Annotated in this window: 12 protein-coding genes and 1 pseudogene; 7 read left to right on the top strand and 6 right to left on the bottom strand. The window is 72.0% G+C overall.

Features of this window, described 5'->3' with window-relative positions:
- From CLV71_RS31670 to CLV71_RS31640, 7 genes are all read left to right on the top strand, one after another.
- Positions 1–347, top strand: a 347-nt coding sequence (locus CLV71_RS31670) for a TCP-1/cpn60 chaperonin family protein (RefSeq protein WP_279588767.1), incomplete at its 5' end; no start/stop codon positions are given.
- 54 nt (positions 348–401) lie between these two features.
- Positions 402–1454: a cobalamin-independent methionine synthase II family protein gene (locus CLV71_RS31665; RefSeq protein WP_133906535.1), complete on the top strand. Its 1053-nt coding sequence runs from the start codon at positions 402–404 to the stop codon at positions 1452–1454.
- A 57-nt stretch (positions 1455–1511) separates the two neighbouring features.
- The gene (locus CLV71_RS31660; RefSeq protein ID WP_243866832.1) at positions 1512–1847 is read left to right on the top strand and encodes a PadR family transcriptional regulator; all 336 of its coding nucleotides are present in this window, start codon (positions 1512–1514) and stop codon (positions 1845–1847) included.
- Positions 1844–2743, top strand: a complete 900-nt coding sequence (locus CLV71_RS31655) for a hypothetical protein (RefSeq protein ID WP_133906534.1) — start codon at positions 1844–1846, stop codon at positions 2741–2743. Before CLV71_RS31660 ends, CLV71_RS31655 begins: the two co-directional genes overlap by 4 nt.
- 539 nt (positions 2744–3282) lie before the next feature.
- The gene (locus CLV71_RS31650) at positions 3283–3573 is read left to right on the top strand and encodes a DUF4342 domain-containing protein (protein ID WP_166664327.1); all 291 of its coding nucleotides are present in this window, start codon (positions 3283–3285) and stop codon (positions 3571–3573) included.
- A gap of 661 nt (positions 3574–4234) precedes the next feature.
- Positions 4235–6532, top strand: a complete 2298-nt coding sequence (locus CLV71_RS31645) for a helicase-associated domain-containing protein (protein ID WP_243866831.1) — start codon at positions 4235–4237, stop codon at positions 6530–6532.
- A 91-nt stretch (positions 6533–6623) separates the two neighbouring features.
- Positions 6624–6968 carry a BBE domain-containing protein gene (locus tag CLV71_RS31640; protein ID WP_133906531.1) on the top strand — a complete coding sequence of 115 codons (345 nt, stop codon included), beginning with the start codon at positions 6624–6626 and terminating at the stop codon, positions 6966–6968.
- Between the two features lie 100 nt (positions 6969–7068).
- Here CLV71_RS31640 and CLV71_RS31635 read toward each other — a convergent pair whose 3' ends face one another.
- The 6 genes and pseudogenes from CLV71_RS31635 to CLV71_RS50470 form a co-directional block, all read right to left on the bottom strand.
- Complete coding sequence (locus tag CLV71_RS31635) at positions 7069–7539, bottom strand: hypothetical protein (protein WP_133906530.1); 471 nt, start codon at positions 7537–7539, stop codon at positions 7069–7071.
- Positions 7536–11003, bottom strand: a complete 3468-nt coding sequence (locus tag CLV71_RS31630; RefSeq protein ID WP_133906529.1) for a CHAT domain-containing protein — start codon at positions 11001–11003, stop codon at positions 7536–7538. The genes CLV71_RS31635 and CLV71_RS31630 overlap by 4 nt, the downstream gene beginning before the upstream one ends.
- 2 nt (positions 11004–11005) lie before the next feature.
- On the bottom strand, positions 11006–12166 hold the full coding sequence (locus tag CLV71_RS31625; protein WP_133906528.1) for a hypothetical protein: 1161 nt from the start codon (positions 12164–12166) through the stop codon (positions 11006–11008).
- A gap of 87 nt (positions 12167–12253) precedes the next feature.
- Positions 12254–12847, bottom strand: coding sequence for a TetR/AcrR family transcriptional regulator (locus tag CLV71_RS31620; protein WP_133906527.1), 594 nt, complete (start codon positions 12845–12847; stop codon positions 12254–12256).
- 5 nt (positions 12848–12852) lie between these two features.
- Positions 12853–13719 (bottom strand): alpha/beta fold hydrolase, encoded by an 867-nt coding sequence (locus tag CLV71_RS31615; RefSeq protein ID WP_133906526.1) that lies wholly within the window; start codon positions 13717–13719, stop codon positions 12853–12855.
- A 38-nt stretch (positions 13720–13757) separates the two neighbouring features.
- Positions 13758–14849, bottom strand: a pseudogene (locus CLV71_RS50470) (ThuA domain-containing protein); the annotation flags it as partial.
- Between the last annotated feature and the right edge of the window lies 1 nt (position 14850).

Below are 14850 nucleotides of genomic sequence, written 5' to 3'. Positions count from 1 at the left end.
AGGCGGCGTTCGCGGGTCTTCGTCTCGAGGGTGACGAGGCCACTGGTGCGCAGATCGTCAAGGTCGCCGTCGAGGCGCCCCTGAAGCAGATCGCCGTCAACGCGGGCATGGAGGGCGGTGTGGTCGTGGCGAAGGTCAGGTCCCTGCCGCCTGGCGAGGGGCTCGACGCCGCGACGGGGGAGTACCGCGACCTCGTGGCCGCGGGCATCATCGACCCGACCAAGGTCACCCGTTCGGCGCTGCAGAACGCCGCGTCGATCGCCGCGCTGTTCCTCACGACCGAGGCGGTCGTGGTGGACAGTCCCGAGAAGACGGTCTCCAACCCGTCCGGGGGAATGGAGTTGTGAGAATCGCCGTTACCGTGTTCTCTCGGTAATCATCCGATCACCGGGAGGTAACACGTGTCGATTCCCACGGAGCCCATCGGCAGCATGCCGCGGCCCGCCTACCTGCTCGACGGGATGGCTCGGGCAGTGCCCGCCGACGAGCTGGCGGGGTTGGCCGAGCAGGCCCTGACCGAGACCATCAAGCGGCTCGAGGAGCTCGGCTCGCCGGTCGTGACCGACGGGGAGCAAACCAAGCCCAGCTTCGCCACCTACCCGCTGACCGGCATCGACACGCTGGTGCCGGACGGGGTGGTGATCCCGTTCGCGGACGGTCACACCCGGCAGCTGCCCCGGTTGACGGCCGGCCCCTTCCGGTACGGGACGTTCGCCGCCGGGTACCTGGCCGCCGCGCGCCGGATCGCCACCGTGCCGGTCAAGCAGGCGGTGATCGCGCCGTCGGCGTTGAGCCTGCTCTACCCGGCGGACGGGATCGACGGGTACCCGCGCGAGCAGTTCATCGCAGACCTGGTCGACCAGGCCGAGCGCGACATCCGGCAGTGCCTCGACGGTGGTGCGGCCTCGGTTCAGCTGGACTTCACCGAGGGCAGGCTCTCGCTCAAGCTCGACCCGTCGAAGGGCGTCCTGCGGGACTTCGTCGATCTCAACAACACGGTGCTCGACCGCTTCAGCGCCGAGGAGCGCACGCGGATCGGCGTGCACACGTGCCCCGGCGGCGACCAGGACTCCGCGCACAGCCTGGACGTCGACTACGCGGAGCTGCTGCCGGAGCTGTTGCGCCTGCACGCCGGCAACTTCTACCTGCAGCTCGCCAGTGAGCAGGACCGCAGGCGGGTCCTCGGGATCGTCAGGGACCACGTCACGGACGGCCAGCGGATCTTCGTCGGCGTGGTCGACCCGATCGACCCCCGCGTCGAGACCGCGGAGGAGGTGCGTGACCGGGTCCTCGAGGCGGCGGAGTTCCTCCCCGTCGACCGGCTCGGCACGTGCGACGACTGCGGTTTCTCGCCGTTCGCCGACGACACGTCCACGTCACGGGACACCGCCTTCGCCAAGGTCCGGGCCAGGATCGAGGGGACAGCGCTGGCGGCGGAGGCCCTCGGCGTCTGACGCGAAGGGGAGGGGTGCCCACTTGCCATAGTTCGATCATCGGTATATACCGGTCGTATGAAAGATGGGGCGTTGCGGGAGCCCACCTTCCTGATCCTCACGGCGTTGGCGTCCAGGCCCCAGCACGGGTACGGGATCCTGCTCGACATCGAGGAGATCTCGGGTGGGCGGGTGCGGCTGCGGGCCGGCACCCTCTACACCGCGCTCGACCGGCTGGCCGCCGACGGCTGGGTGGCCGTCGACCGCGAGGAGGTGGTCGACGGCCGGTTGCGCCGGTACTACCGGCTGACCGAGCAGGGTGTCACGCGGCTGGCGACCGAGGTGACGAGGCTGCAGGCACACGCCCGCGTGGCCGACCAGCGCCTGCGCGCCCTGCCGGGGGGAACCGCGTGAGCGGCCTGGAACGGCGCTACCGCCGGCTGTTGGCCCTCTACCCACGCGACCACCGGGAGAGCACCGCCGACGAGATGCTCGGTGTCCTCTTGGCCGCCGCGGGCGATCGGACCCGTCCCGGCTGGCGGGACACCGCCGACCTGCTGTGGGGTGCGCTCCGGCTGCACCTGCGGCGGATCGTCGCCGCGGACGGGGGTGTCGACAGCCGGGACGTGCTCGCCGTCGTGAGCCTGCTCGGGCCGGTCGCCATGCTCGCAGGCGCCGCGGCCGCCGTGCACGAGGTCGCGTGGTGGCTCAAGGCCGGCGCCCTGTTCAGGATGTGGTGGCAGGCGCAGATCCCTGGCGCACCGGTGTGGCTGATCTGGATCGTCGTCGCGGTGCTCGCCGCGCGCCGGCGGCGGATCGCCGCCGCGGTGGGTGCCTGGGCGGCCGTGCTCGTGCAGCTGGCGCTCAACGTCTCCTCGCCCTACTACATCGTCGAATGGCACGGCATGGACGCCGGCTGGGTGCTGCTCGGGGTACTGACGGCCGCCGCGCTCACGTTCTCGCCGGGGCCCGCTCGCGGGCTGGCACTGGTGCGGTGGCGCGGGTTCGCGGTGATGGCGTGCGCGGTCGTCGCGTCCATCGCGCTCGCGGTCCTGGCCCACGGCATCCGCTACGTCGACCCGGCGGCTCTCGCCGTGGTCGGTGCCGGCGGTCTCGTCGCGTGCGGCCGCCGCTCGCGGGTCGGCCGCCGCGTCGGTCTCGTGCTCATGCTGCCGTTCATGGCGGTCGTGCTCAGGTACGTTTTCGGCGTGTCGTCCTTCGCCGTGGACATCGCCGTGTTCTACGGGCTGCCGATGGTGCTGCTGCTGGCGAGCGGCAGCCTGCCGAGGGGCCGCACCGTGGCTCGCTGAGATCGCGGCCCGTCGCGCACAACACATCCGCCGGCCGGCGGATGTCATGGGTGACGGCGTCCGGAACTGGGGAGTCACCTGACGTTCGACGAGTTCACGGCGGCGCGGTTGCGCGCGTTGCCGCGGTTCGCGGTGGTACTGACCGGGCGTTGGCCGAGGACGTCGTTGCCGAGGTCATGGTCCGCGTGTACGAGAGGTGGGCGCGGATCGGCGGGTTCGACGCGCCGTCCTCGCGTAGGTCATCATCCATCATGTTCACGACAGACGCCTTGGTACCTGCGCTGTTAGGTGCCAGTTCCCGATCACGTCCTCGACGAGTGGAAAGGGGCTTCGTCGTGGGAGCCGCACCCGGGATCGGTCGGGCCAGGTTGGCGAACCATTCGGTGTAGGTTTCGGCCTCCTGTTCGGGCAGGGGCGAGGTGGTCCCTTGCGGCCCTGGGGGTCGAATCAGGTGGAGGTCAGGGGGAAACCCTGATGGCATGGCGTCTGGTCATGGGCAGGCTGGAGTTGTACAGGAAATCCGTAGTTCGAGGAGAGTCATGAGCGAATCCAGGCCCGAGTACTCCCGTTCCGCCGTCGACTCGGTGGTCGACGCCGTGCGCGGGCTGGTCGGCGAGGGCGTCAACCGTCGGGTGGTTGTGCGGGACAGCAAGGACGACGTCGTGTTGGAGGTGCCGGTGGCTCTCGGGGTCGTCGCCGCGTTGGCCGCTCCGGTGGCCATGACGATCGGTGCTGGTGTCGCGCTGGTGGGCAGGTGTGAGATCAAGTTCGAGGATCGTCGCAGGTCCGGTGCCCAGTCGGCGTCGGCGGTCGACGGTGAGCAGGTCTAGGCGGTTGCCGCGGCTGGCGTCGTCGTTCCTGGTGACGACGGCGCCCGGTGAGTACCGGGAATGCGGGCGTGATCGAGTGCACTGGTGAACGCGGACTCGGGGTGGGGGGCGTGATTCGGTGTGCTGGGCGACGACCGGCTCCACGTGAGCGGTGGGCTCCGGCTCGTCCAGCCCCACAGACAGCCGCTGCCGCGGTCGGCGCAGGTGGTCGGTCGCAGCGTCGACACAAGGTACCAGCATGCCCATCATCGCCTGCACCGACGACACAATGGTTCTCGGCCACCAACGGGCTAGGTGTCCTGTGACGGTCAGACCGTCCAGGACACGGTTGACGGCCGCGGTGCGGCCGGATTCGCCAACAGGGGTGCGTGCGTAGGAACCACCAGCCGGTGTGTACCTCTTCGTTGTGGAGGGTTTCGACCGCGGGGCCGAGACGTGTTGAGCGAGCGTCTCGGCTGTCGAGCAGTCGGTGAATTCGATGCGCACCTCGTACCGGCCGCAGCGTCCTTTGTTGAATTGTGCGTTGGTAGCGAGATGGTCGGACGGGCGAGCGTGATCAGCCGATCGCGTTCGCCCGTGGGAGTGGCGCGCCTGGGTCATCCTGGGGTCGGTCATCGTTATCATCGGGCCCGCGAACCGAGCCGAACACGAGGATGGTGACGTGTCGTTCGCCGTTTATCTGTCTACTTTGGACAATGAGGCGCTGGTGGCGCTGCTGGCCGCGCGTTCGGACGTGCGGGTCGAGCCGGTGCCTCGTGGGTTCTCGCAGCTGGCGCAGCGGCTGTCCGGACCGGGTTCGATCGTCGCCGCGCTCCACCGGTTGAACCAGGACACGCTGGCCGTGGGGCAGGCGGTGGCTGTGCTCGGCGAGTCGGCGACCGTGTCCGCCGTCGCGCGGTTGCTCGACGTGCCGGAGCGCGCGGTGCGTGCGGAGGTGGACGTCCTGTTCGGCGTCGGGCTGGCGTGGCCCGACGCCGGCGTGGTGCGTCTGCCCGACGACCTGCACAACCACTGGACGGCCGACATCGGCGGTGGCCCGCCGGTGGCCAAGCTCGCTGCCACGGTGCTGGTCGACGACCTACGGGACGCGGTCGCGGCGCATGGGGTCGCGGCGGCTGGCAAGCGCAAGTCCGAGCTGGTCGCGGCCCTGAGCGAGGCACTGGCGGACCCGCGGCGGCTGGCGACGGTGATGGGCGAGTTGCCGGCGCCGGCTCGGCTGCGGCTGGAGGAGCTGCGCCTCGGCCAGTCCGGGATCATGTTCGGGTTCGTGGACACGCGGTCGCGCCGGTCCGACCCGACCGAGCTGCTGGTCCGGGCCGGTCTGGTGCTGCGGACGAACAGGCAGCCGCAGGTGCCACGAGAGGTCGCGGTCGCGGCGTGGCTCGCCGAGAACGCGAGCGGGCTCACGGGACGACCCGAGATCGCCGCGGCGACGGTCCCGGCCGCCCGGGTGCGAACAGCCGCGCAGGCCGCGGCCCGGGAGACGGTCCGGGCGCTGTCCACACTCCTCGACGAGGCCGGCCGGACACCGGTCGCCGCGCTGAAGAAGGGCGGCGTAGGCCCTCGGGAACGAGGCAAGCTGGCGAAGCGGCTGTCGATCGGCGACGACGTGGTGCCGTTGTGGATCGACATCGCCTACGCCGCCGGGCTGCTCGGCGAGGTGCCCGACGGCTACGCGCCGACCGGTGCGTACGCGGCGTGGCGGGACGCCCCGCCGAGCCACCAGTGGGCGGTGGCGACAGCCGCGTGGCACGAACTGGAGCACGCACCACTGATGCGGGACATCGACGACGACCGGGAGCTGCCGCCACCGTTGCCGCTGATGTCGATGGCCGGTGGGATGCGCCGGGCGGTGCTGCGCGCGGCCGGCGACGGGCTGTCGGTACGGGGCGCGGGCGCGGCGGTCGACTGGTTGTGCCCGCTGCACGGCTACCCGCCGGAGGCCCGGGACGAGAAGCTGGCCGCCACGGTCCGGGAGGCGGAGCTGCTGGGTGTGGTCGCCGACGACCGCGTGTCCGAGCTCGGCGCGGCGCTGCTCGCCGGAACCGATGTGGACGACGTGGTCGCCGACATCGCCCGGCGCTGTGCACCGTTGCTGCCGGAGACCCCGTGCGGGGTGACTCTGCAGTCCGACCTCACCGCGGTGGTGGCCGGGCAGCCGACCGTGGCCGTGGCCAGGCTGCTCGCGGCGGTGGCGGTCAACGAGACCCGCGGCGACGCCGCCGTGTGGCGCTTCACCCCGGCCAGCGTGCGTGCCGCCCTCGACACCGGCTGGACCGCGCGGGAGCTGCTGGAGGAGCTGGCCGGGGTCGCGGACCGTGCCGTGCCGCAGCCACTCGAGTACCTGGTCACCGACACCGCCCGCCGGCACGGTCACGTGCGGGTCCGGGCGGCCCGGTCGTGCGTCGTCGCGGATGAGGCTCTGGTAGCCGAGATCCTCCACACCCAGTCGCTCGCCAAGCTGGGGTTCGCCCAGTTGGCCCCTACGGTGCTGTCCAGCCTCGCCGAGCCGGACCGGGTGCTCGCCTCCCTGCGGGCGGCCGGCATGGCGCCGGTGGCGGAGGACGAGTCCGGGGCGATCGTCGTCGAGCGGGACGAGGAGCACCAGGCCGACACCGAGGTCGGAGTCCGGTCCAGGACCCGGGTCTCAGCGTTCGACCTGGCCGGGAGCCTGGCGGCGGACCCGAAGGGCGAGCACGCGCCGAAAAGCGACACCGTTGCCCTGCTCGCGAAGCTCAACTCACGGCTCGACGACGCGGAGCTCGCACTCCTGAGCCACGCGGTGGACCATCAGGAGGACGTCCTGATCGCCTACCGCGACAAGAACGGCTCGCGCACCATCCGCGAGATCCGCCCGACGCAAATCTACGGCCGTTGGCTCGACTCCTACTGTCACCTACGAGGCGCCGACCGCGAGTTCACCATCGCCAACATCGAATCGGTCGCGCCACCGCGCTGACGACCGCTACCGGTCGTCGCATGACGGCGGGCATCGATCCCTTTACTCGGCCAAGTACACTGAGGACTGACCTCGAAGAACAGATCAGAGCATGCCGCTTGGCCTTTCCGCGACTGGGGGCCGAGGTGATGGTCCACCGTGGTCAACTCAGGGCCGCGACGGCCAGGCCTCGGCAGCGAAGGTCGCGGCCCACGCGACGGGCGGGCCGTTCCTGAACTTCCTGGCCGACCCGTCCCGCACCCACACCGCGTTCACGGCCGCAAACCACGCCCGCCTGCGCGAGCTGAAACTGGTCCACGACCCGGAGAACGTGTTCGGCCTCGCGAAGAACATCCCGCCGGTCGACCGGGAACCGGCCCGGCGCGTAGCGCGCCCGAACCGCACCGGGGATCGGTCGACCGGCGTGGGCACCCAACGGCCACGAAGGCGTCCTTGATGGCCATCAGGGGTCGGCCGGCCTCGGCGCGTGACACGAACGGAGCCGGGGCTGTCGAGGTACTCGGGCGAGCCTGCGCCGGGGCTGCTCGCGTATTCTGTCAGCCCTGGCGGAGGTAGCGCAGCACTGTCTCCAGTACCGTGCGCAGGTTCTTGTCGCCGCCCGCCTCGATCCTGATGTCCACCTCGGAGTCCTTGGTCCTGCGGCGGAAGTGGAACCTCGGGCGCAGGATGGCCGCCGCCGCGGCGATCACCAGGATGTCGGCCGCCATGTCGGACAGCGGAAGGGTGCCGACGCGGCGGGCCCTGGCCGCGGCGTCCTCGATCGTCTGGCGGGACTCGGGGACCTCCGCCCCGATCGTCTCCACCACGGCACGCAGTGGCGGCCGGTCGGCGGAGGGGACGATGGCCAGCGCCGTGCCCGCCTCGTCGAGGAACTCGCGGTCCTCGACCGTCCGGACGGCCAGCTCCTCGGCCGTGATGGCCAGCTCGCCCGACTCGTCGAACCTGCTGACCAGGTGCTGGAGGATCTGGCCGAGCTGTGAGTCGTCCAGGCCGTCGAGGTCCATCATGCTCCCATCAGTTTGAACGCGGCCCAGTGGTAGAGGTGCCGCCACGCGTCGGCCTCCGACGCCCGGTACATGTCCCGCTGCGCCTCGGTGAACGCCTGCGCCTTCGACTTGCCCGCGCCGAGCCACGAGTCGTAGAAGCCGCCGAGCAGCCGGGTCGAGGAGTGCAGGTCGGCGTTCCACATCGGAGCCAGCACGCTGCTCGCACCCGCCAGCAGCGCCGACCGCGCCGGACCCCACAGCTCGTCGCTCGCCGAGGTCACCACCCGGCCGACCGAGCACGCCTGCAACGTCAGGTGCGTGCCGGCGAGCCTCGCCCGCGACAGCCCGGAAGCGGTGAGCAGGCCCGCGGTCCCGGTGCCCGGCGACAGCGCCAGCCCGGCGTCCATGATCGCCCTCGGGTCGGCGGGCGTGGTGCCGTGGGCCAGCACGTGCAGCAGGTCCGACCGGTCCGCCATGGACATCACCTCGGCGGGGGTGACGTCGCGACCGAACAGCGAGTCCACCGTGGACAAACGGGGCCGCAGCGCCGAGACGACACGGGAGTGGCTGTCCTGGAACAGGTCCCGCTCCGGGTCGGCGAGCGGGTAGGCCGCCACCGACGCACGCGACGGCATGCCGCCCGCCCGCTCGAACAGCACCGAGGCCGTCGCGAGGCTCGGCACGTACGACAGCGCCGGGTTGCGCCCGGAGTCCCACAGCTGCGGCAGCAGCAGCGCGTGCACCGGGAGGTTGTGCCACGCCCCGTGCGGTGCCACCAGGACGAACGGGCTGTCGCGCAGCACCGGGATCATCGGCGTGAACGACGCGCCCAACGCCCGCAGCCGCGTCAGGAAGTGGTCCGGCAGGTCGAAGGGCCGCTCCGGGTCTATCGGCGCGTAGATCCCCGCCCCCGAGAAGCCCGCCTGCAGGTACCGCACCGCCACCGCCAGGTCCCGGCGGGACACCGGCACCGACACGTGCACGCTGCGTTCCGGTGTCGCGCAGCTGACCAGCGTGAAATCCCGCGCCTCGTAAAACGTCACCAGCGCGGCCCCTTCCGGCAGCCGTGCCCGCAACGCGGTGACCCGCTCGTCGCGTGACAGCGCCGTCAGCCGGGCCGGCTGGTCGCGGTAGACCTCGCGGTCCACACTCGCCTGGCCGGACACCAGCTCCGCGCGCACGCGGTTCGCCCACGTGCTGAGCCGCTCGTCCAGCCCGGCCGGTGTGGACACCTCACGGTCGAGATCCCGGTTCAGCCACCGGCTCTTCGCCGTCTCCACCCGCCACCGCAGCACCCGGAACCACGTCAGCAGCTCCTGTTCGGGCAGCTCGCCGGACCGCTCCAGCGACCACCACGCCCGGCACATCCGCGCGAGCGTGTCGACCGACCGGTCGCCGCCGTGCGCCTCGGCGGGCAGCGGCGTCCGCGCGGTGCGGACGTCCTGCCACACCTGCAGCTCGTAGGCCTCCTCGGCCGCCATGAACGCCTCGGTGAGCTCGCCCGTCGCGATCAGCCGGTCCGCGAGGAACGTGTCGAGCACGATCCGGCGGTCGACGAACCGCATGCCGGGATCCTGTGCGGCGGCGAGCAGCACCTCCTCGAAACGCGGGTCGTCGAGCGTGCGCAACGCCGCGAGCCGGAACAGGACGGTGCTGGCACGCAGCGGCCGGTAACCCGCCATGGCCGGGTCGTCGACGAGTCGCGCCAGCTCCGCCTCGGCCCGCTCGTGCTCGCCGAGCAGGGCCCGCAGCCGCCACCGGTGCGCGGGGATCGCCAGGCGCGCCCAGCCGGTCTCCTCCTCCGGCGCCGCCATCGTCAGCCGCTCGCCGACGTCCAGGTGCGCCAGGGCCTTCCGCGCCAGGTCCTCGTCGAGCGGGTCGTCCTCCAGCTCGTGCGTGGTGAACAGGCTGACGCACGTCGTCGCGTAGCTGATGTGCAGGTTCCGCTCCAGCCACGCGTCCTCGCAGGGGCCGTCGACGTCGAGTGCGTCCTCGTAGTGCGCCAGCGCGGTCTCGAACAGACCGGCGGACTCGCAGGCCATGGCGGCGTGCCGCAGCAGCGCGCGCCGCGCGTCGGCCTGCCCGCGCCGCCCGGCGAGCCGTGCGCAGGAGGTCGCCACCCACTCGGCCGCGTACGTGAAGTGCCCGTCCGCCAACGTCTCCGTGAGCGCGAGCCCGTCGCGGACGGTGTCGTCGGCCGCGTCGGACTCCGGGTCGGTGAACCGGAAGTGGAAGGTGAACTTCTCGAACGCGGTGAGCAGCGCCTCGTCGGTGTGCTCGCCGGAGAGGATGTTGTGCAGGTCGCGGCGGTAGGTCTCGGCGTGGAAGGCCCGCAGCTGGTCCCACGTCGCCGCCTCGGCCTCGATCCGCTCGTCGGGCGGCGGCCAGTCCTCCGTGACGGCCTGCATGACCGTGACCGGCTCGTCCTCGTCGCGCCGGACGCCGTACGCGTAGCCGCCCTGGGTCGGCCGCAGCCACACGCAGGTGAGGCCCGCGTGCTCGTAGTGCGTCGCGAACCGCAGGACGGCCTCGCCGAACTCGGCGGTGGTGAGCGCCGAGGCCCCGCACCGCACCAGCTCCGGCGCCGACCGGCGGTCACCGACCGGCACGGGGCTGCTCGCGATCCAGTGGAAGTCCGTCAGCTCGGTGGTGCACAGCTCGACGTACAGCAGCCGCCGCGCCAGCTCGTCGTCGATCGGCTCCTGGTCGACGGTGACGTGCGCGACGCGCCGCGTCTGCCCGGCGAAGTGGCCCGACAGCACGAACGAGCACGCCACGGTGCCCGCCACCCGGTACGGCCCGCGCACGGTGACCGGGGTGGCCACGCTGACGAGCGCGTCCGCCGCGAGGTCGGGGGTCGCCCGGTAGGGGAGGAGGTCGGTGCCGACACGCAACAGGACCTCGACGTCCCACGGGCACCGGTCCCACAGTTCGGCGAACGCGTTGGCGTCGAGGTCGGCCGGCTCGTCGCCGATCGTGACCACGCGTCGCTCGGCGCCCCCGTGCCTGCCTGCCCACACGACCGCGACCCGCCCGTCCGCACCGGTCACCCGCTCGCCTCGGGCCACCGGGTCGGCGGGCGCGGGTAACTGCGCCACGATGTGTGCGAGCACCTCGCGCGGCCGGTCCAGGTCCGACGCGGCCTCCGCGGCCCGCGCCTGCCTGACGGCCCGGTCCGCGTCCGCCCGCAGGCCCGTGAACGCGTACCGGAGCCACAGCGCGAGCGCCAGCTCCGCCTGCGCGAGCGGCCATCCGGTCGCGACCAGCTCCAGCGTCTCGACGGCCCGGTCGAGATCGGCGACGTCGTCGGTGATCAGCCGCGCACGGTCCCGCCACGCGAGGCCGAGGTAGAGCCGCTCCTTCGGCGTGCGGAAGCCGCGTGCGACCAGGTCCGGGTTGGCCCGCACGGCACGGTCGAGCGCGTGGGGGTCCCCGGACCGCGCGACGCGCAGCAGGTCCCTGGTCGTCCTGATGATCGACAGCACGCTCACCCCGCCCGCAGCCCCTCGAGCGCGTCACGCAGGACCGGGACGAGCGGGTCGCCGGCAGCGAGCAGCCGCGATGCCGTCGTGTAGCAGGAAAGTGCCTCCTCGTCGCGCCCACGCCGCTGCGCGATCTCGCCGAGCCGGAAGTACGCGTACGGCACCTGGGTGTCGTCCTCCTCGGCGTGGGAGAGCCCGTGGCGCAGCACGTACTCGGCCTCGTCGAGGACCTCGAGGTCGCCGGTCCTGTCCGACCACGCGCCGAGCGCGCCCGCGTAACCTGCCGCGTGCAACAGGAACGACGGCCGGTCCGCGGTTCCGGTGGTCACCGCCTCGCGGCCCCGGTCGAGCGCCTCGACCAGGTCGTCGACCGCGCCGGCGTCCCCACACGCGGCCCTGGCGGTGTAGCGGGTCAGCAGGGTGGCGCTGAGGTTGTGCAGGACGCTCGGCCGTGCCTCGTCGGCCACGCGCCGCTCGGCCTCGCGGCTGACCTCGACGGCCGACGCGAGCAGGCGCGGGTCGGCCCGTGGCCCGTGGTGTGCCCGGATGACCTGACCGACCAGCGAGAGCAGCCACCCGTCCGCGGCGGTGTCGGCGAGCAGTCCCGGCACGGCCTCCTCGGCCAGCGCCGCCGCGTGCTCCTTCTCGCCGCGCCGGTCGTGGACGACCGCGAGCCAGCCGGTCAACAGTGGACGCTTCGGGTGCGCGGCCGGGGTCATCGCCGCGGCGGCGCCGAACACCCTCGCGAGCCACGCGAGCGCGTCCGGTCCTGCTCCGACGACCTCGCCGAGGGCCGTGCACAGCTCGGGGATGCCCTGGGAGACAACGCTGAACTCGACGTTGCGCTCGTCGAACCCGGCGAGCGCGTCCCACAGCGTCTCGGGCACGAGCGTGCGGTCGTGCCGGTACGGCAGGAGGAACAACACCATGGCCGCGTGCAGGTTGACCTCGTCGTCGGCGAGGGCGGTCAGGCGACGGCGCCAGTACAGCTGCCCCGCGGTCGCGAGTGCCCGTGCCCGGTCGTCGTCCTGCCCACGTGCGCCCTCGATGATCGCGGCGGCCTCGGCGGTGGCGTCGTCACTGAACAGTGGCTCGGTGTCCCCGATAGTTTCGAGCATGTCCAACCGTCGGCGCAGCGCGGCCACTGCGCCGTTCGGACCTCCCACCGCACTATCGTGCCGCCGATCGTGCCCGAGTGTCGACGGCCAAAGGGGCAGTGTTGCGGTTGGACACGTCCCGGCGACGCGGCGCCGTCAGTCCGTCCGCACGAGGGTGGCGAACCACGTGCCGAGAACCTGCTGCACCTGAACCCGCGCGGCGTCCTGGTCGTCGGCCTCGGCGACGAAGTGCGCGGCCTCCATCACCGTGGCGAGCACCAGCCGCGCGAGCGCGTCCACCGGCATCGGGTGGAACACGCCGTCCTCGATCGCCTGCGCCAGCATGGCGGTCAGCAGGCCGAGCCCGTACTCGGCCTCGATCTCGCGCCACGCCTGCCAGCCCAGTACGGCGGGCGCGTCGGTGAGCGAGATCCGCTGGACCTCCGGTCGCAGGCAGGCGTTGAGGAACACCTCGAACGCGGCGCCCATCCCCGTCACGACGTCCGGCGCCTCGGACAGCGCGGCGGCCACCTCCGCCGTGATCTCCCGCTCGAGGTCCTCGACGACCGCGCGGAACAGCCCCTGCTTGTCCGCGTAGTGGTGGTACAGCGCACCTCGGGACACCCCGGCGGCCCTGACGATCTCGTCGGCGGGCACAGCCTGGTACCCCCGGGCGGCGAACAGCTTCCTGGCCGCCGACACGAGCGCCGCGCGGGTGCTGATGGAACGATCATGCTGGGTGCGTCGCACGCCTCCTAATCTGCCATGACACCCGCGAACTCGATCACGTGTGCCACCACCTCGGCCGGGCGGTCCTCGGACATGAACGTGTAGGTGTCCGCCACCTCGACCACCCGCGCGTCGGGCAGCACGCCGGCCAGCCGGTGGGCCAGCTCCGGCGGGAACAGCTTGTCCTCGGCGCCCCACAGCAGGAGCACGGGCCGGCCGAAGCGCCGTAACGCCTCGGCCGCGGCCAGCGTGTGCCGGGGATGCACCTCACGCAGCAGCTTGCGCAGGTCCCGCCGCACCCCGGCCGAGGCCCCCACCGGCCACAGGTACGACTCGATGATGTCGGGCGGCACCGGGCGCTTGGTCACCCAGCCGAACACGAACGGCAGCCGGTGGCCGGCCCGCACCCGCAGCAGCGCGGCCATCACCCGCAGCGCGCCCGGCACGCGTGCCACGTACGGCAGCGCCCTGAAGATCGGCGGGAAGAAGTACTCGAAGCAGTCGGACGGCAGCAGGACCACCCGGTCCACGCGTTCGGGCCGCCGCGACAGCATGATCTGCGTCAGCGCGCCGCCGGTGTCGCATGCCACCAGGATCACGTCGCGCAGGTCCAGCGCGGCCAGGAAGTCCGCGATCAGCTCCGCGTTGCCGACCGGCGAGAGGTCGGCGTCCGCACGCAGCGGGTGCTCGTGCGCACCGAGTGGCAGGTCCGGGGCCAGACAGCGGAAGCCCGCTGCCGCCAGGTCCGGCACCACGGCCCGCCACAGGTCGGCGTTGGTCAGGACGCCGTGCACGAACACGATCGGGCGTCCTGACCCTCGCTCGAAGTAACGCACCTCGCCTCGCGTGAGCGTGACGACGTGCTCCTTGCCCAGGTCCGCACTACGGGTCATGCCCGCATCTTACGTACGGACTGTATGTATGTAAATCAGGTGCCGAGCACCGACAGCTCCCACAGCGAGTAACCCCACTGCGTGGCGCGTTGGGTGCCGGTGACCCGGACGTACCTCGCACTGGCGGACACGGTGATGTCGTCGGTGCCACCGTCGCCGGTGGTCGTCGAGTACACCTGCTGCCAGGTCGAGTTGTTGGTCGAGGTCTCCACCCGGTACGCGCGCCCGTACGCGGCCTCCCACGTCAGGCGCACGCGGCGGACCTGGCGTGTCGAGCCGAGGTCGACACTGATCCACTGCGGGTCGGCGAACGCGCTGCTCCACCGGGTGCCGGAGTTGCCGTCCACGGCGTTGGCGCCGTTGTGCGCGGTGCCCGACTCGACGCTCGACACCGTGACGGGACGGCCACGGGCCAGCTCGATGTCGGTGGGCGGCGGGGTCGTGGTCGTCGCCTTGGCCGCGATCCTGATGCCGCCCAACAACATGCGGGTGAACAGGGGGTCGGAGTACGACTCGATGGTGTGGCCGAGCCCGGTGTACCAGGCCCGTCCGCTGCCCACGTCGTGCCACCACGTGATCGGGTGGTCCGAGCCCATCGTCCCGCCGCTGTAGGACGACTCGTCCAGGCGCATCAGCACGTGCACGTTCGGCCGGGGGTTCGTCCGGTAGTTGTACAGCTCGTCGAACCGGCTCCACGTGGCGGGCAGGTGCGCCGTCGAGTCGCTCGTCCGGTCCTCGACCACGACCGTCGCCTGCTGCTGCGCCGGGTGCGACGAGAAGTAGGCGCCGCAGCAGCCGCCGTACCACGCCCAGTCGTACTCGGTGTCGGCAGCGGCGTGCACGCCGACGTACCCGCCGCCGCCGTTCACATAGGACTCGAACGCCGTCTGCTGCGCGGCGTTGAGCACGTCACCGGTGGTCGAGAGCCAGACGACCACCTGGTACTGCGCGAGGTTCGCCGTGGTGAAGGCGGCCGCGTCCTCGGTCGCGTCGACGGTGAAGCCGTTCTGCGAGCCGAGGGTGCGGATCGCCGCGATGCCCGCGGGGATCGAGTCGTGCCGGAAGCCCGCGGTCTTGGAGAAGACCAGGACCCTGGTCAGCGTTGCCGCGGCCGCGACGGACGGGAACATC

Origin of the sequence: Actinophytocola oryzae (assembly GCF_004364325.1) — a bacterium.
GTDB lineage: Bacteria > Actinomycetota > Actinomycetes > Mycobacteriales > Pseudonocardiaceae > Actinophytocola > Actinophytocola oryzae.
This window is presented reverse-complemented; position numbering and strand designations above follow the sequence as displayed.